Source organism: Bordetella genomosp. 9 (genome assembly GCF_002261425.1).
GTDB lineage: Bacteria > Pseudomonadota > Gammaproteobacteria > Burkholderiales > Burkholderiaceae_B > Bordetella_C.
The window spans coordinates 435,774-453,151 of the sequence record NZ_NEVJ01000002.1; the positions used below are offsets into that span (position 1 = coordinate 435,774).

At 66.1% G+C, this 17,378-nt stretch carries 16 protein-coding genes; 15 read left to right on the forward strand and 1 reads right to left on the reverse strand.

The window, feature by feature from the left end:
• Positions 1 to 6: 6 nt before the first annotated feature.
• The 8 genes from CAL26_RS07990 (at position 7) to CAL26_RS08025 (ending at position 9,290) form a co-directional block, all read left to right on the forward strand.
• Complete coding sequence (locus tag CAL26_RS07990; RefSeq protein ID WP_094846382.1) at positions 7 to 1,659, forward strand: dipeptide ABC transporter ATP-binding protein; 1,653 nt, start codon at positions 7 to 9, stop codon at positions 1,657 to 1,659.
• Positions 1,656 to 2,888, forward strand: coding sequence for a M20 family metallopeptidase (locus tag CAL26_RS07995; protein ID WP_094846383.1), 1,233 nt, complete (start codon positions 1,656 to 1,658; stop codon positions 2,886 to 2,888). The genes CAL26_RS07990 and CAL26_RS07995 overlap by 4 nt, the downstream gene beginning before the upstream one ends.
• Positions 2,889 to 2,913: 25 nt before the next feature.
• Positions 2,914 to 4,512, forward strand: coding sequence for an ABC transporter substrate-binding protein (locus CAL26_RS08000; protein WP_094846384.1), 1,599 nt, complete (start codon positions 2,914 to 2,916; stop codon positions 4,510 to 4,512).
• A 43-nt stretch (positions 4,513 to 4,555) separates the two neighbouring features.
• On the forward strand, positions 4,556 to 5,722 hold the full coding sequence (locus tag CAL26_RS08005) for a M24 family metallopeptidase (RefSeq protein WP_179283292.1): 1,167 nt from the start codon (positions 4,556 to 4,558) through the stop codon (positions 5,720 to 5,722).
• 29 nt (positions 5,723 to 5,751) lie between these two features.
• On the forward strand, positions 5,752 to 6,537 hold the full coding sequence (locus CAL26_RS08010; RefSeq protein ID WP_094846386.1) for a GntR family transcriptional regulator: 786 nt from the start codon (positions 5,752 to 5,754) through the stop codon (positions 6,535 to 6,537).
• Positions 6,538 to 6,634: 97 nt separating this feature from the next.
• Positions 6,635 to 7,579, forward strand: a complete 945-nt coding sequence (locus tag CAL26_RS08015) for a CysB family HTH-type transcriptional regulator (RefSeq protein ID WP_094846387.1) — start codon at positions 6,635 to 6,637, stop codon at positions 7,577 to 7,579.
• 170 nt (positions 7,580 to 7,749) lie between these two features.
• Positions 7,750 to 8,067: a DUF2325 domain-containing protein gene (locus CAL26_RS08020; protein ID WP_094846388.1), complete on the forward strand. Its 318-nt coding sequence runs from the start codon at positions 7,750 to 7,752 to the stop codon at positions 8,065 to 8,067.
• Between the two features lie 185 nt (positions 8,068 to 8,252).
• Complete coding sequence (locus CAL26_RS08025) at positions 8,253 to 9,290, forward strand: glycosyltransferase family 9 protein (protein ID WP_094846389.1); 1,038 nt, start codon at positions 8,253 to 8,255, stop codon at positions 9,288 to 9,290.
• A gap of 74 nt (positions 9,291 to 9,364) precedes the next feature.
• Here CAL26_RS08025 and CAL26_RS08030 read toward each other — a convergent pair whose 3' ends face one another.
• Positions 9,365 to 10,051: a C40 family peptidase gene (locus CAL26_RS08030; protein ID WP_094846390.1), complete on the reverse strand. Its 687-nt coding sequence runs from the start codon at positions 10,049 to 10,051 to the stop codon at positions 9,365 to 9,367.
• 321 nt (positions 10,052 to 10,372) lie between these two features.
• Between CAL26_RS08030 and CAL26_RS08035 the strand changes: the two genes are divergently transcribed.
• The 7 genes from CAL26_RS08035 to CAL26_RS08065 all read left to right on the forward strand — a co-directional run bounded on the left by CAL26_RS08035 (position 10,373) and on the right by CAL26_RS08065 (position 17,377).
• A complete protein-coding gene (locus tag CAL26_RS08035) occupies positions 10,373 to 12,268 on the forward strand; it encodes a propionate--CoA ligase (protein ID WP_094846391.1) in 1,896 nt (631 codons plus the stop codon).
• Positions 12,265 to 12,672 (forward strand): GlcG/HbpS family heme-binding protein, encoded by a 408-nt coding sequence (locus CAL26_RS08040; RefSeq protein WP_094846392.1) that lies wholly within the window; start codon positions 12,265 to 12,267, stop codon positions 12,670 to 12,672. The genes CAL26_RS08035 and CAL26_RS08040 overlap by 4 nt, the downstream gene beginning before the upstream one ends.
• A gap of 38 nt (positions 12,673 to 12,710) precedes the next feature.
• Entirely contained in the window at positions 12,711 to 14,048 is a 1,338-nt protein-coding gene (locus CAL26_RS08045; protein ID WP_094846984.1) for an MFS transporter, read from the forward strand.
• A 40-nt stretch (positions 14,049 to 14,088) separates the two neighbouring features.
• Positions 14,089 to 15,099 (forward strand): 4-hydroxyproline epimerase, encoded by a 1,011-nt coding sequence (locus CAL26_RS08050; RefSeq protein WP_094846393.1) that lies wholly within the window; start codon positions 14,089 to 14,091, stop codon positions 15,097 to 15,099.
• 2 nt (positions 15,100 to 15,101) lie between these two features.
• Complete coding sequence (locus CAL26_RS08055; protein ID WP_094846985.1) at positions 15,102 to 15,710, forward strand: LemA family protein; 609 nt, start codon at positions 15,102 to 15,104, stop codon at positions 15,708 to 15,710.
• A complete protein-coding gene (locus CAL26_RS08060; RefSeq protein ID WP_094846394.1) occupies positions 15,710 to 16,681 on the forward strand; it encodes a TPM domain-containing protein in 972 nt (323 codons plus the stop codon). The genes CAL26_RS08055 and CAL26_RS08060 overlap by 1 nt, the downstream gene beginning before the upstream one ends.
• Positions 16,682 to 16,759: 78 nt before the next feature.
• Positions 16,760 to 17,377 carry a TPM domain-containing protein gene (locus CAL26_RS08065; protein ID WP_094846395.1) on the forward strand — a complete coding sequence of 206 codons (618 nt, stop codon included), beginning with the start codon at positions 16,760 to 16,762 and terminating at the stop codon, positions 17,375 to 17,377.
• Position 17,378 lies beyond the last annotated feature (1 nt).

Sequence of the window (17,378 nt, forward strand, 5' to 3'; positions counted from 1 at the left end):
CGAGACATGGATACCGTGCTGAACATCCGGGACTACAGCCTGGAGTATGCGACCCCGCAAGGACCTTTCCATGCCCTGAGCCACATCGACCTGGATATCGCCGCCGGGCAGGTGCTCGGGCTGGTCGGTGAGTCCGGCTCGGGCAAGACGTCGATCGCCTGGTCCGTCATGCGGTATCTGCCGCGCAACGCGACGGTGACCCATGGCACGATCCTGCTGGGCCAGGACGATCTGCTGCGCAAATCCCAGGCCGAACTCGACCTGATACGCGGCCGGCGCATCAGCATGGTTTTCCAGGATCCCGGTACATCGTTGAACCCGACGCTGACACTGGGCGAGCAGTTGCTGGAAGTGATGGTCAGGCATCGCAGCCACACCCGCCAGGAAGCCACCAGCGAGGCCCTGGCGATGCTGGAGCGCGTGGGCCTGAAGGATCCCGCCGGCATGATGTCGCGCTATCCGCATGAGGTCTCCGGTGGTGAAAAGCAGCGTGTGATGATCGCTACCGCCTTTGCCTGCCGGCCCGAGTGCATCATTTTCGACGAACCGACGACGGCGCTGGACGTAGTGACCGGCCGGCAGATTCTCGACCTGTTCACCGAGCTGCAGGCCGATACCGGCGTCGCTTCGCTTTATATCTCGCATGACCTCGCGCTGGTGTCGCGGATCGCGGACCACGTGGCGGTCATCCACAAAGGCGTCATCGTCGAGCGAGGCGAGATCGAACGGGTCTTCGGGCAGCCGGCCCATGCCTATACGCGGCGGCTGCTGGACGCCGTGCCTCGTCCCGATCGACGCCTGACGGATAGCCGGGCCCATCGCGCCGGCGCCGTGCTGTTGCGCACCGAGGCGCTCGGCGTCGATTATGGACGCGCCCCGGCGTTCGCCAGGCTGCTGGGCCGCAAGCGCCGCCCAGTGGTGGGCAACCAGGCGATCAGCCTGGCAGTGAACAGCGGCGAAATTCTGGGCGTGGTGGGCGAGTCCGGTTCCGGCAAGTCGACGCTGGCCAAGGCGTTGACGGGATTGAACACCTTCCATGGCGGCCTGTATTTCCAGGGCGGCGCCATCGAAGGCGCCAAGGCCATGAACACGGCATATCGCCGGGATGTACAGATCATCTTCCAGCATCCCGACGCGTCCTTGAACCCACGCCAGCGCATCGGGGAGATCCTGTCGCGCCCCCTGCGCCTGTACGGCGATCGCGGCGGGCAGGGGATCGACACGGCGGTGCGCGATCTGCTGGAAGAGGTCCGGCTGCCGCGGAACTACGCGGACCGTTATCCGCACGAGCTGTCCGGCGGCGAGAAGCAGCGCGTCGCCATCGCGCGCGCCTTCGCGTCCCATCCCAAGCTGGTCATCTGCGACGAGATCACGTCGGCCCTGGACGTTTCCGTGCAGGCCTCGGTGATCGAATTGCTGGTGGACTTCCAGAAGTGCTTCGGCACCGCCTATATCTTCATCACGCATGACCTGAACCTGGTGCGGCAGATCGCGCACAGGATCGCGGTGATGTACCGCGGCGAGCTGGTGGACCTTTTCGATGTCGAGGATGTCGACGCCCCGGAGCGTCATCCCTATACGCGCACGCTCATAGACGCGGTTCCCGTCCTGTCGGGCGGACGCATGCCGGTCGCGGCAACGACGGAGTTCCAGCCATGAATATCGATAGCGCCCTCGCCAGCCTGGATGAATCCGGGAGCCTGGCGTTCCTCAGCAAGCTGGTCCAGCAAAAATCATATTCGGCGACGGACGGCGAGCGGCAGTTGGCTGCCTATCTCGTGCGCGCCATGGAGGCGATGGGCATGGATGCGTCGCTGGCGCCCGTGCCCGGCGCGCGGGCCAATGCGATCGGCACGCTCAAGGGCAGCGGTGGCGGCCACAGCCTGCTTTTCAACGGCCATATCGATACCAATCCGGTGTCCGAAGGATGGACGGTGGATCCCTGGGAAGGCAAGGTCGACGACAAATTCATCTATGGCATAGGCGTGTCGAACATGAAGGCCGGCGATGCCGCCTATTTCTGGGCGGTCAAGACGCTGGTCGACGCCGGCGTGCGCCTGCGCGGAGATGTCGTCCTGACTTTCGTCGTCGGCGAACTGCAGGGCGGCGTGGGAACGGTAGCCGCCATCGACCAGGGCGTGCGGGCAGATTACTTCATCAACAGCGAACCCACGGACCTGGCCGCGCTGACAATGCACGCCGCGTCGGTATCCTTCACGATCGAACTGACCGGGGTGACGCGCCACCTGTCCAAGCGCGAGGAAGCCGTCGACGCCATCGCGGCCGCCTGCGACCTGATACCGCGCATCAACGCGATGCGGTTCCGCAATGCCGCCAGCGACGAACACCGTTCCATCAACCGTGGTCATGTAGGCATCGTGCACGGCGCGCTGGGAAAGGACCTGCATGAATGGCGGCCGCCGCAGGTGGCGGATTTCGTGCGATTGCGCGGCGTCGGCCGCTATGCACCCGGGCAGACGGACGAGGATGTCCTGGCCGGCCTGGAGGCGTTGCTCACCGCCTTGCGGGAACGCTTTCCGGGGCTGAAGACCAGCCTGCGTCCGGAGAAGGACACGGGACGCATGACGATGCCTCCCTTCCATGTCGAAAAGACGTCGCGCATCGTGCAGGCCGTCAACGCGGCCTACCTGGCGGTGCGCGGCGAGCCGCAACCCACCGGCGCCATCACGCCGCCCGGCTACTACGGCACCGACGCGGGCCACCTGTATGCGCGGGCCGGAATGGAGGGCGTGGTGTGCGGCCCGGGCGGCCGCTACAACACGATGCCGGACGAGCGGGTCGACATCCAGGATTACCTCGACATGATCCGCGTCTACATGCGGACGATCGTCGATATTTGCGGCGTCCATGACGACACGCGCGTGTAACAGCCCTATATCCATGGAGTAAGCGATGAATGAGCAACCTGACGGCGCGTGCGAGGACGTGGCGCGCGAAGCGCACGCGCGGCGAGGCTTTCTTGTGAAGATGGCGGCGCTCGGCCTGTCCACCGCCTTGCCGGGAGCCGCGTTCAGCGCGCCGCCGGCGGGACGGCGCGGCGGCGTGCTGCGGGTCAGCGTGTCGCAGGCCATCTCGAAGATCAATCCATTCCAGGCCAGGGTGATTTCCGAGTACCTGGCGGTGGAGCTGATGTATTCCGGCCTGACCCGGCTGAACACCGACAATGTCGCCGAACCGGACCTGGCGCTCAGTTGGTCCAGCAACGAAAAACTGGACGAGTGGACATTCAAGCTACGTCCGTCGTTGAAGTTCCGCGATGGCACCGCATGCACGCCAGGGGATGTCATTGCGTCCATCAAGGCAGTCCTCGACGCCAAAACGGGGTCGCCGGCGCGCCAGAACATAGGGCCGATCGCCGACGTGGTATCGACCGCGGGCGATAGCGTGACCTTCAAGCTATCGACGCCATATGCCGACCTGCCCACGGCGCTGTCGCACCCCAATGCGAAAGTCGTGCCGGCCGCGGTGATCGCGCGAGGCATGGATACGATGGCGCGCGAATCGTTCGGCACCGGGCCGTTCACGCTGGTCCAATTCGAATCCGAGCGGATCCTGGTGGCGACGCGCAACGAGCACTACTACGACCCGCAACGCCCATATCTGGATCGCGTCGAAGTCAAGGTGTATCCCGACGCCACGTCCGAAGGCAGCGCCTTGATGTCCGGCGATATCGACCTGATGTCCCAGGTGCAGCCGACCGAGTTCGCCCGCCTTTCGAAGGCGCCGCGCGTTAAGGCGCTGCGCGCGGCATCCGGTACCTTCAGCAACATCATCCTGGGTTGCAACCAGAAGCCTTTCAACGATATACGCGTGCGCCAGGCGCTGGCGCTGACCGTCGATCGCAAGGCCATGGTGGACTTCGTGGCCGAGGGGTATGGCTCGGTCGCCAACGACACGCCCATCAATGCGTCCTATCCGTTCTTCAGCAAGCAGCCGGACAAGGTGCCGGATATCGCGCAGGCCAGGAAGCTGCTGGCCGACGCGGGCTATGCGAACGGCCTGACCCTGACGTTGATCGCCTCGGACGTGCCGTCGGTGCGCACGCAGATGGCCGTCGCCTTGCGCGAGATGGCGAAGCCCGCGGGTTTCGATATCGAAGTGCAGACCATGCCGCATGCGACCTACCTGGAGCAGGTGTGGCGCAAGGGCGCCTTCTACATCGGGTATTACGCGGGGCAGCCCACGATAGACGCCCTGGTATCGCAGCTCTACACGTCCACGGCGGCCTGGAACGAAACGCACTGGGACAACAAGCAGTTCGACGCGCTGATCGAGCAGGCGCGCGGAACGGCTGACAACGCGCAAAGGCAAAAGCTGTATGCCGAGGCCCAGGCGTTGATGCGGACGGAAGTGCCCGCCGTCATCCCGGTGTTCTTCGATCTGCTGCGCGCGCATCGGGACTACGTGAACAACTTCGCGATGTACCCGCGCGGCGTGCTGTTCCGGCTGGATGAGGTGTGGCTGGCCGAGAATGCGCCCAAGCGGACCTGACAGGCTTTCTTTTCAATCGATGCGATCAACGTTGGAGCAGGGAATGGATCTGGCTGCGGTAGGGGAGTTCCCCCTGAGCGAGTTCGAAGAGCGGGTCGGTCGCCTCAGGACGATCATGCGCGCGCGCGAGGCTGACGTCATGCTGGTCGACGACATCGAGCCGCTCGCATACTTCACGGGGTATGAGCGTTCGGTCAGCTTTTATCGGGCCGCCTTCATCCCCCTGCTGGGCGAGCCCTTCATGGTGCTGCGCAGCCTGGACATCACCCCATTTCGCGAGTGCGCCTGGTTCGGCGACGCGGTCGGCTACCGGGATACCGAGGACGCGGTGGCCTTCGTCGCCGCCGAGCTGAAGCGCAGGGGTTACGGCGCCGCGCGTGTCGGGGTCGACTTCGGTAGCCACGCGTTGTCGGTGGCCAGCTTCCGCAAGCTGGAGCAGTTGCTGCCGGACGCGCGCTTCGTCGATATGACGGCGGTGCCGTGGGAAGCCCGGCTGATCAAGTCGGAACTGGAGCTGGCGCATATCCGCCGCGCGGCGTACATCGCGGACACGGCCATGAGCGAAATCTGCGGCCTCGCCAGGGAGGGTGTCAGCAGCCGGGATATGAGCGCGCATGCGGCGGGCCGGTACGTCCAGCTCGGAAGCTCGCCGGGCTATGTCGGCCCGATCACCTACGGGAAGGGGTGGGGCTTCCTGCACGGCTTCTTGAGCGACACCCCCATGGTGTCGGGCGACATCCTGCACGTGGAGCTGGTACCGAAATTCCGTGGCTATAGCGCGCGGCTCATGCGCAGCGTGGTCATAGGCGGCGCCACCGACGAGCAGAAGGTCGCGGCGCGCGAGATCGTCCGCCTGCAGGACGAACAGTTCGCGGCGATGCGCCCCGGCGCGCTGGCCAGCGACGTCGACGCCATCCTGCGCGACGGATTGCTGCGCGCCGGGCTGCGCGACAGCTATGACAACATCACGGGCTACACGATCGGCTTCTATTCCCAACAGCCCATCCGGTCCAGCGACTTCACCCGCGTGTTCAGTCCCGCATCGAAGTGGAAGCTGGAAAGCGGAATGACCTTCCATATGTATACGTCCGCGCAGGGACTCGCGTTCAGCGAATCCGTCGTGGTGACGCCCGACGGCGCTCGGCGCTTCTCGACACTCGAACGGCGACTGTTCGAGAGCGGTCCGGCCGCCCGGCATGCGGCGGGCTAACATACCCCGTTTTGTTGACCACTGCGCCCATGGCACGTACGCTTACCCGCGCTTCAGAGCCCGCCCCACCGTCCACCCTGGATCGGCTGGATGACAGCGCCGCCACGCCGCTGTACGAGATCGTCAAGCGCCAGCTGTCACAGAAAATCCTGTTTGGCGACTGGGGGCCGGGAACAGTCCTGCCGGCGGAAGTCGCGTTGGCCAAGGACCTCGGGGTGGCGGTCGGGACGGTGCGGCATGCCTTGCTGGAACTAGTCAGGGAAGGCCTGGTGTCGCGCCGGCGCGGCATCGGCACGGTCGTCACCAGCCGCACGCATCACCACAACCTGGCGTATTACTTCCAGTATTTCCGGCTGCATGGCAAGGATGAATCCCTGCAGCATTCGCAGCCCCGCGTGGTGAGCGTGGGTATCCAGCCGGCCGATGAGCGCGCGGCCCAGAAGCTGCAGATCGCCAGCGGCACACCGGTCGTGCGCCTGCATCGTGTGCGGGTGGTCGACGGAAGGCCCGTCATCCACGACACGTACTTTTTCGATGTGCGGCGGACGCCCGACTTTCCGATGACGCCCGAAAAAGTGCCGGGCCGCCTGCATATTTTTTTCCTGGAGCGGTACGGCGTCCGCGTGACGGCGGTCAGGGAGTTGTTGACCGCGGATATTGCCAACGAAGAAGACCGCGAACTGCTCGAACTGGAGCATCCTTCCGCCGTCCTCGGCATCGAGGACGTGGCGTTCGACCAGGCTGGCGCGCCCGTGATTTATTCGGTGCGCCGCGCCAGCACCGAGAACCATCTGTATATCAACGAGATCAAGTAGCCGTGTTCCTGCCGTAGGGCAGAAGCATAGACGTTTAAGTAATTTAGAAATATATCTTTATTACTTATAATTGGATTCCTCCAACGGGATCCGCTACATGAACCTGCAACAGTTCCGCTTCGTGCGCGAGACCATACGCCGCGACTTCAACCTGACGGAAGCCGCGCGCATGCTGTACACATCGCAGCCCGGTGTGTCCAAGGCCATCATCGAGTTCGAGGACGAACTCGGGATCAAGATCTTCGAACGCCATGGCAAGCGCATCAAGGGCCTGACCAAGCCGGGTCTGGCGGTGTCGCAGGTCATCGATCGCATCATGCGCGAAGTCGATAACCTGAAGAAGGTCAGCGACGAATTCGCGCGCCGCGACGAAGGCGGCTTGATCATCGCCTGCACGCACACGCAGGCGCGCTACCTGTTGCCGCGCGTGATCCCGGCTTTTCGTCGGCAGTTTCCCAAAGTGCACCTGTCGCTGGCGGAAGGCAGTCCCGGGCAGCTGGCGGAAATGGTGCTGCACGAACAGGCCGATCTTGCCATCGCGACCGAATCGCTGGCCTTGACGCCCGGCCTGGCGACGCTGCCCTGCTACACCTGGGAGCACACGGTGGTGGTGCGGCCGGACCATCCGCTGGCGGAATTGACTTCCAGCGAAGCGAAGCGACTGACGCTGCAGCAGCTGGCCGCCTATCCCCTGGTCACCTACGACCGGGCGTTCACCGGCCGGACCACCATCGACGAGGTGTTCGCCTCGCAGGGCGTGCATCCGGACATCGTGCTGGAAGCCATCGACGCCGACGTGATCAAGACCTATGTCGACGTCGGGCTGGGCATCGGCATCATCGCCGGCGTGGCCTATGACCCGCGCCGTGACAGCAACCTGGTGGGCTTGCCCGTGGGACACCTGTTCGGCACGCACACGACGCGGGTGGGGCTCAAGGCGGGCGTGTTCCTGCGCGACTACGTCTACACCTTCATCGAGATGCTGACGCCGGCGCTGAACCGTCAGGTCGTACTGGAGGCGGTTCAGGGCGAGCAGAAGTAGGGCGTTGCCGCGCGACGCCGCCGCGGTCTGGCGCAGGCGGCGCGCGCCGCAAAGCTATACGACAAGTAAGCCCGATAGCAAAATTAAATGCGAATCCATCTCATTTACTTGCCCTAAAAAACAAGAATCATTATCATTAACCCACGATCAACGACGCAACGAGGTCTGTCATGTCGACGGCACTTAGCGCAGTGGTGGTGGGCGCGGACCGGCTGGGCAATATTCCGGATCTGCTGAAAGGGCACAATATCGCGATCACGCATCACATCAGCGGCCGCGACCCTTCGCACCAGAAGCGCGGGCTGGCGCTGCCTTCGGGTACCCAGCTCGTCATCCTGCTGACCGATTTCCTCGGTCACAACGTAATGAAAACCTTCCGCCAATCCGCGCAGCGTTCGGGCATCCGCGTGGTGGCCTGCCGCCGGTCGGTCTGCAGCATGCAGCAGGCGCTGACGCAGTGCGGGCTGTGTGGGCGCGCGGCATCTTAGAGGGCCTCGCTCTGCCAGTGCTTGAAATCGATCTCCAGCGGATATCGATTCGAGCGTCCAGCCTGGCCGCGCCGGGATGAATAGCGGGACGTGGCGCTGAGCTACGATACACGTCCAGCCCCGGCAATACTTTCGCTCAGCGCTACATGTTGTCGGCCAACTATCGATTCTGACGACGCATTTCCATGCCGGGCATACCAGGCAGCACGCAATCGGTTCCACTCGCGCTGGACGCCCTGATCGAGCAGTGCCGTCGCAGGGTGGCGCGCGATCCGCGCGATGCGTCGGCGCATCTGGATCTTGCCGAAGCGCTGCTGCTGTCCGGCCGGCTGGAAGAAGGCTGGCCGGAATACGAATGGCGATTCGCGCTGCCCGGCGTGCCGCCGCCCCTGCCGATCGTCGCGGGTCAACCCCTGTGGGACGGCGCGCCCATGGCCCATGGCACCCTGGTGCTGGTGGCGGACCAGGGCTATGGCGACGTGATCCAGTTCTGCCGCTACATCCCCGCGGTCATGTCGTGCTGCGCGAACGTGACGGTCGCCTGCAGCCCCGAAATGCTGCCCATCGTCACGCAACTCGCGGCGGGCGCGCGCTGCGTGACCCGCTGGAATGAGGTCGGGGACTTCGCTGCATGGTGCCCGCTGTCGGGCCTGCCCATGCGCTTCCGCACCGTGCTGGAGACCATACCGTCGGCCGCCGCGTATCTGTCGGCGGATCCGGCGCGGGTGGCCGCCTGGCGCAAGGGATTGGACGAGCTGATACCCGGCCGCTACCGGCGCATCGGGCTGGTGTGGGCCGGCCGCCCCACGCACCGGCACGATGCCAGGCGTTCGCTGCGACTGGAACAGTTGGCGCCGCTGGCGAACCTGCCGGACGTGGCGCTGGTGGCGTTGCAGCTCGGGCCCGCGCAGCGGGAGATCGACGGCTATCGCGGCATGGCGCCGCTGGTCAACGCCGGCGGGGCCTTGGGCGACTTCGGCGAGACCATGGCCGCCATCGCTTGCCTGGATCATGTCGTTTCAGTCGATACCGCGCCGGCGCATCTGGCCGGCGCCTTGGGATGCCCGGTGTCGCTGCTGCTTGCGCATATGCCGGACTGGCGCTGGTTGTCAGATCGGCGCGATACGCCGTGGTATCCGGCCATGTCCCTGTATCGCCAGCCCGCGCCGGGGCGATGGGACCCGGTGATCGCGGCCGTGGCGCGGGATCTCGCGGCCCGCTGAAACCGCTGAAATCGCTGAAACGAACATGGGCCCCGATCGGGGCCCATGCAGGCATGTCTTTGGGATAAGTGCGCTTAGCGTTGCGCGCGGGCCGATGCCACCAGCGTCGTGTCGATGCGGCGGGCGCCGTTGTAGCGCGCGCTCCAGTAAGCCATGTCCATGCGCTCGATGCGGACCACGCCGCCCTTGCTGGGCGAATGCACGAAGCGGTCTTCGCCCAGATAGATGCCGACGTGGGAGTAGCGGCGGCCCATGGTGTTGAAGAACACCAGGTCGCCGACCTGCAGGTCGTTGCGCGCCACCGGCATGCCGACCTGGAACATTTCGGCCGCGGTGCGCGGCAGCTTCAGACCCAGCGATTGTTCGGCGACGTAGCCGACCAGGCCGCTGCAATCGAAACCGGTGCTGGGCGTACCGCCGCCGGAGCGGTAGCGGATGCCAAGGTAGTTCAGCGCTTCGCCCGCGAGCATGGTGTTGTCGGTGGCAGCGCTGCTGCCGGGATAGCTGGCGGTGCGGCTGCCGCCGCGGCGCAGTTTCTGCGCCAGCAGCATGCCTATGGGATCGTCGGCGTCGGCGGTGGTCCAGGCGGCGTCGTAGGCGTCCTGGTCAAAGCCGGTGTAGGCGGTGTCGCGCGTGGCGCCGGTGTTGGCGCAGCCCGCCAGGATGGCCATGGCGGCCATAATGCCGCCGATGCGCAGGGCGCGCCCCTGCATGGCTAGAAAATGAAAAAAGGATAGCGTGCGGTAGTCGTATCGTTGCATTGTTCGCTTGAAGGCAGGAATGACCCTGCCTGGAAGACGACGGACGACCGCCGTTTAGGAAATTTCTGAGGGGCGATTCTACCAAAACTTGCGTATAGCTCCATCACGGGCAGCGTATACGCCAGACCTCATCCCGCGCGCGCTTTGGCGCACCACATCGGACGGATAGAATCGGCGATAAAAATCTCGAAAGAGCGCGCTGCGGAGATGGGGGCGTGCGCGGCGACTGGCGCCAGCGTTGCAACTTCCCATCGTGCAGACTCGGACAGTTCGTAAACATCGTCAAAATCTGCAACAACTGCAAGATAACAGGAGACAGCGATGCGAAAAACCCGGGTTTTCCACTACTCGTCCATTCATCATCCAGAAACATTTTGGCACAGGGAGTCAGGCCGGATCCATTGGGATGTGCCACCGGAAACCGTGCTGGACTTCAGCCGGCCCCCTTTTGCCCGTTGGTTCGTGGGCGGCCGCACCAATCTCTGCTTCAACGCCGTGGATCGCTGGCTCCCCCTTCAGGCCGATAGACAGGCGCTGATCTGGGTGTCCACCGAGGTGGATGAAGAAAGGATCTATACGCGCCAGCAGCTGTTCGACGAGGTCAACGTGGCGGCCGCGATGCTGCGCGAGCAGGGCGTCGAGCCAGGCGACCGGGTCCTGATCTACATGCCCATGGTGCCGGAAGCGGTGTTCATGATGCTAGCGGCCGCTCGGCTGGGCGCAGTGCATTCGGTGGTGTTCGGAGGGTTTGCCTCGCACAATCTGGCGCAGCGCATCGACGACGCCCAGCCCAAGGTCATCGTCTCGGCCGACGCCGGGTCGCGCGGCGGCAAGGTGACGCCCTACAAGCCGCTGCTGGACAAGGCCCTGGCGATGAGCGCCGCGCAGCCGCGGGCCGTCATCCTGCTGGATCGCGGGCTGGGCGGCGGCAAGGAAAGCCCGGCCGGCCGCGATCCGCGCGAACACGACTATGCCGCCTTGCGCGCGCGCCATGCCGGCGCGCGGGTGCCGGTGGCCTGGATGCCGTCGGATGCGCCCAGCTATATCCTGTACACCTCCGGCACCACCGGCAAGCCGAAGGGCGTGCAGCGCGACATCGGCGGCTACGCGGTGGCGCTGGCGGCCTCGATGGAATACATCTTCGACGGCAAGCCGGGCGAAACCTTCTTCTGCACCAGCGACATCGGCTGGGTCGTGGGCCATTCCTATATCGTCTACGGGCCCCTGATTGGCGGCCAGACCACCGTGCTTTACGAGGGCACGCCGGTGCGTCCCGATGGCGCCATCCTGTGGCGGCTGATCGAACGCTACAAGGTGAACACCCTGTTTTCGGCGCCGACGGCGGTGCGCGTGCTGAAGCGGCAGGATCCGGAACTCCTGCGCCGGCATGACGTCTCGTCCCTGCGCGCGATCTACCTGGCCGGGGAACCGCTGGACGAGCCGACCGCGCGCTGGATAGGCGAAGGCCTGGGCAAGCCCGTGATCGACAACTACTGGCAGACGGAAAGCGGCTGGCCCATCCTGTCCGGGCAGCCGGGCGTGGAACGGGTGCCGACCCGCTTCGGCAGTCCTTCCTTCCCCTGCTATGGCTTCGACGCCAGGGTGGTCAGCGAAACCACCGGCGAGGACCTGGGGCCGGGGGAGAAGGGCGTGGTGGCCATCGTGCCGCCGCTGCCGCCGGGGGCCATGACGACGATCTGGGGCGACGACGACCGCTTCGTGCGCACCTATTTCGAATCCATCCCGGGCCGGCAGGTGTATTCGACCTTCGACTGGGGCATCGTGGACGAAGACGGCTACTGGTACATCCTGGGGCGGACGGACGACGTGATCAACGTGGCGGGGCATCGGCTGGGCACGCGCGAAATCGAGGAAGCGGTGAGCAGCCATGCCCAGGTCGCCGAATGCGCGGTGGTGGGCGTGGCCGACGCGCTGAAGGGCCAGGTGGCGGAAGCCTTCGTGGTGCTCAAGAAAGAGCCCGAGGACGGCGCCGCCTTGGCCGCGCTGGAAGGCGATATGATGCGCGTGGTCGAAGAGCAGCTGGGCGCGGTGGCGCGGCCGGCGCACATCCGTTTCGTCGGGGCCTTGCCGAAAACGCGTTCGGGCAAGGTGCTGCGGCGGGCGATCGTCGCGGTCTGCGAAGGCCGGGACCCGGGCGATCTGCCGACCATCGAAGATCCGAATGCGCTGGAAAAGATCAAGGAATCCCTGACATGATCAGCAAGCCCGTCCTGACCGTCGAAGACGTCAAGAAAATCCTGGCCGCGGCCGAAGCCCACGCCGCGAAGAACCAATGGCCGGTGTCCATCGCGGTCGTCGACGACGGCGGCCATCTGCTGGGCATGCTGCGGCTGGACGGCGCCGCGCCGGTCAGCGCGAACATCGCGCCGGCCAAGGCGCACACCGCCGCCGTCGGCCGGCGCGAATCGCGCCTGTACGAAGAAAGCATCAACGGCGGGCGCTATGCCTTCCTGTCGGTGCCCGGCATGATCGGCCTGCTGGAAGGCGGCGTGCCCATCGTCGCGCAAGGGCAGGTGATCGGCGCCGTGGGCGTGTCCGGTGTGAAGGCGTCGGAAGACGCGGAAACGGCCAAGGCAGGCATCGCGGCGCTGGGGCTATGACCTCGTCGCGGACGCCGGAGCGGCCGGCGGAGGATCCCATGCGGGCATCCCCCACGCCGGCGCGCGCCGCGGGCGAGGCATCCGCCCACGAACCGGCCTTGCAGGGCAGCCTGAACGCCGGCGTCACCCGGCGCGAGGTGTGGTCGTGGGCGATGTACGACTTCGCCAATTCTGGCTACACGACCGTCATCCTGACGACGGTCTTCAGCGCCTATTTCGTCGGCGTGGTGGGCGGCGGCGCCCACTGGGCCACGCTGGCCTGGACCGGCGCGCTGTCGGTGTCCTATCTGGCGATCATGCTGACCATGCCGAGCCTGGGCGCGCGGGCGGATGCGCGCGGCGCCAAGCGCAAGCTGCTGTTCGCCAGCACCGTCGGATGCATCCTGGCCACGCTGACCTTGACCCAGGCAGGGCCTGGCGACGTGTGGCCGGCCCTGATCGGCATCGCGGTGTCCAACTATTTCTATTGCGTGGGCGAGTCCGCCGTGGCGTCTTTTCTGCCCGAGCTGGCACGGCCCCACGCGCTGGGCCGGGTGTCCGGCTGGGGCTGGAGCTTCGGCTATTGCGGCGGCATGCTCAGCCTGGGCCTGTCGCTGGTGGTCGTGTCGATGGCGCAGGCGCGCGGCGAAAGCGCGCCGCAGTTCGTGCCCTGGGTGGTGGCGGTGACCTGCGCCGTATTCGCGCTGTCGGCGCTGCCTTCCTTCCTGTGGCTGCGCGAACGGGCGCGTCCGCGCGAGCGCGCCGAAGCCAGTCCCGACATGCTGGGCCAGCTGCTGCGCGCCTGGCGCGACATCGGCCGCCATCACGCGCAATTCAAGCGGCTGTTGATGTGCGTGGCCTGCTACCAGGCCGGCATCGCGGTGGTGATCACGCTGGCGGCGGTGTACGCCGAGCAGGCCATGGGCTTCAAGATGGCCCAGATCATGATGCTGGTGTTCGTGGTCAATATCGCGGCGGCCGCGGGCGCCTTTCTGTTCGGCTATCTGCAGGACCGCATCGGCCACAAGCGGGCGCTGGCGATGACGCTGTGCGGCTGGATCGCCATGGTGCTGATCGCCTATACGGCCGTCACGGTCGGTGTGTTCTGGATCGCCGCCACGCTGGCGGGCCTGTGCATGGGCACCAGCCAGAGCGCGGGCCGCGCCATGGTCGGTGCGCTGGCGCCGGAAAAAAGGCTGGCCGAATTCTTCGCGCTGTGGACGTTCGCCGTGCAGCTGGCCGCGGTCATCGGGCCATTGACCTATGGGCTGGTAACCTGGGTGACCCACGGCAACCATCGCCTGGCGATCCTGGTGACCGGCCTGTTCTTCGTCGGCGGCCTGGCGCTCCTGCGCCGCGTGGACCTGGAACGCGGCATGGCCGAACGCGAGGCCTAGGCGCTACTATCGTCGAACCCTATCCGTACGCAATACAGTCATGACTTCCCATACCTTTTTCTGCGTCGACGGCCATACCTGCGGCAACCCCGTACGCATGGTCGCGGGCGGCGCGCCGGTGCTGCAAGGCGCGAACATGGTCGAAAAGCGTGCGCATTTCCTGCGCGACTACGACTGGATACGCACCGGCCTGATGTTCGAACCGCGTGGGCACGACATGATGTCGGGCGCGATCCTGTATCCGCCCACGCGGCCGGACTGCGACATCGCCTTCCTGTTCATCGAGACCTCGGGCTGCTTGCCGATGTGCGGGCACGGCACCATCGGCACGGTCACCATGGCGCTTGAACGCGGCCTGGTGACGCCGCGCGAGCCGGGCGTGCTGCGCATCGACACGCCCGCCGGCCTGGTGGAAGCCCGCTACGAAATGGATGGCCCGTACGTGAACAGCGTGCGCATCACCAACGTGCCGTCCTTCCTGTACGCCACGGGGCTGGAAGCGGAAGTCGAAGGGCTGGGGCTGGTCAAGGCCGACGTCGCCTATGGCGGCAATTTCTACGCCATCGTGTCGCCGCAACAGGCTTTCGCGGGACTGGAGCATGTGCAGCCGTCCGATCTGCTGCGCTGGAGCCCCCGCCTGCGGCAAGCCTTCGGCAGGAAGTACGAGTTCGTCCATCCGGAGAACCCGGCCATCAATGGCTTGTCCCACGTGCTGTGGACGGGCACGCCGCAGCATCCGGAAGCCCACGCGCGCAATGCGGTGTTCTATGGCGACAAGGCCATAGACCGCTCGCCCTGCGGCACCGGCACGTCGGCGCGCATGGCGCAGTGGGCCGCGCAGGGCAAACTGGATGTGGGCAGCGATTTCGTGCACGAAAGCATCATCGGCACGCTGTTCCGCGGCCGCGTCGAGGCGCGCACGCGGGTCGGCGACCTGGACGCCATCGTGCCTTCCATCGAAGGCTGGGCGCGGATGACGGGGTACAACACCCTGTTCATCGACGACCGCGATCCGCTGGCGCATGGCTTTCAGCTCAAGGACAAGGTGTGATCATGGAAATCCGGCAAACCTTTATTCCGCATTGGCGCGTGCTGGCGGCGCTGCTGCTGACGTCGCTGCTGGCCGGCTGCGGCGTAAACACCATCCCCACCCTGGACGAGCAGGTCAAGGCCGCCTGGGCGCAGGTGGAAAACCAGTATCAGCGGCGTGCCGACCTGATCCCCAACCTGGTCGAAACCGTCAAGGGCTATGCCAAGCAGGAGCAGGACACCTTGACCGCGGTGGTTGAAGCCCGCGCCAAGGCGACGTCCATCCAGGTGGACGCCAGTACCGTGGACGATCCGCAGAAGCTGCAGCAGTACGACCAGGCGCAGCAGCAGCTGGGCAGCGCGCTGGGCCGCCTGCTGGTGGTGTCGGAACGCTATCCGGACCTGAAGTCCAACCAGAATTTCCTGGCGCTGCAGTCGCAGCTGGAAGGCACCGAAAACCGCATCGCGGTGGCGCGGCGCGACTATATCGCCGCCGTCGAGCGCTACAACACCGAGATCCGTACCTTCCCTGGCCGCCTGTGGCATATGGTCATGTACCGGGATCTGCCGCTGCGCGAAACGTTCAAGGCCAGCGCGCCGCAGGCCGACCAGGCGCCCAAGGTCAAGTTCTGATGATCAAAAGCGTGCTGCTGCGTGGCGTGGCGTGCTGGCTGGTGGCGACGGCGGCGCTGGCGGCGGGCGCCCAGCCCGCGTCCACGGCGACGCCGGCCAAGCCCGCTGCGGGCGCCGCCGCGCCGGCATCGCCTTCGACGGATGCCGCCGCACCGACGGCGCCGCCCGCACCCGCACCCGCACCCGGACCCGCGCCCGCGCCTGCACCGTCTTCCACGGGCGACGGCGGCACGGCTTCCGCACCGGCCGGCGCCACGGCGCCGGCGCTGATCGGCAGGGTGGTGGACAATGCCGGGCTGCTGAATCCGGCCACCAGCACGCGCCTGACCGACATGCTGGCCGCGCATGAGAAATCCACGGGCCAGCAGGTCGTCGTCGTGACGATCCCCAGCCTGCGCGGGGTTTCCATCGAGGACTTCGGCTACCAGCTGGGCCGGCGCTGGGGCATAGGCGAAAAAGGCAAGGACAACGGCGCGCTGCTGATCGTCGCGCGCGACGACCGCAAGGTGCGCATCGAAGTCGGCTACGGCCTGGAAGGCACGCTGACTGATGCGGCGTCTTCCGCCATCATCAACCAGATCATCATCCCGGCTTTCCGGCAGGGCGACTTCAACAAAGGCATCCTGGACGGCACCACCGCCATGCTGAAGGTCCTCAGCGGCGATCCCGATGCCGCGCCGGTACAGCAGGTGGTGGCGGAGCGCGACGGGCCGACGTCCATCCCGGTCTTCATCATCCTGCTGTTCATCGTCATCGTCGTGATCTCGCGCATGGGTGGCGGGGTGGGCGGCAGGCGCCGGGGTGGCGTGCTGCCAGGCGCCATCCTGGGCGGCATCGCCGGCAGCCGCGGCTCTTCGGGCGGCTTCGGCGGAGGCGGCGGCTTCGGCGGAGGCGGCGGCTTCGGCGGCGGGGGTGGTTTCTCGGGTGGCGGGGGCAGTTTCGGCGGCGGCGGCGCGTCGGGCAATTGGTAGCCACCGTCGCGCCATGGCCGTTTACTCGATCCGTCGCCTATCCCTGCCCCGCGGGGTCCCGCGTATGAAAGGCAATCCATGACACTGCTGAGTGAAACCGAACTGCAGCGGGTGGCGCAGACCATCGCCCGCGTCGAGCGCGACACCGACGCGGAGATTGTCACGGTGCTGGCCGAGCGCGCCGATGACTACGCCTATATCCCCTTGCTCTGGGCCAGCCTGATCGCGCTGGTGCTGCCGGGCATCCTGAACTACGGCATCGTGGCCCTGGGTCCGCACGAGCTGCTGTTCACGCAATGGGCGGTGTTCGTGGTCCTGGCGCTGCTGTTTCGCGTGCCGGCCATCACGACGCGCCTGATCCCGCACCACGTCAGGCGCTGGCGCGCGTCCAACCTGGCGCGGCGCCAGTTCCTGGAGCAGAACCTGCACCATACGCTGGGAGAGACCGGCATGCTGATCTTCGTATCGGAAGCCGAGCGCCACGTGGAGATCCTGGTGGATCGCGGCATCACCGCGCTGCTTCCCGATACCACCTGGGAACCCATCATCGCCGAGTTCACGCGTCAGGTCCGCCAGGGCCAGACCATACAGGGTTTCGTGGGCTGCATCGAAAGCTGCGGCGCGCTGCTCGCGCGCCATTTGCCCAGTACGTCGCAACGCGACGAACTGCCCAACCGCCTGGTGGTGCTGCGCTAGA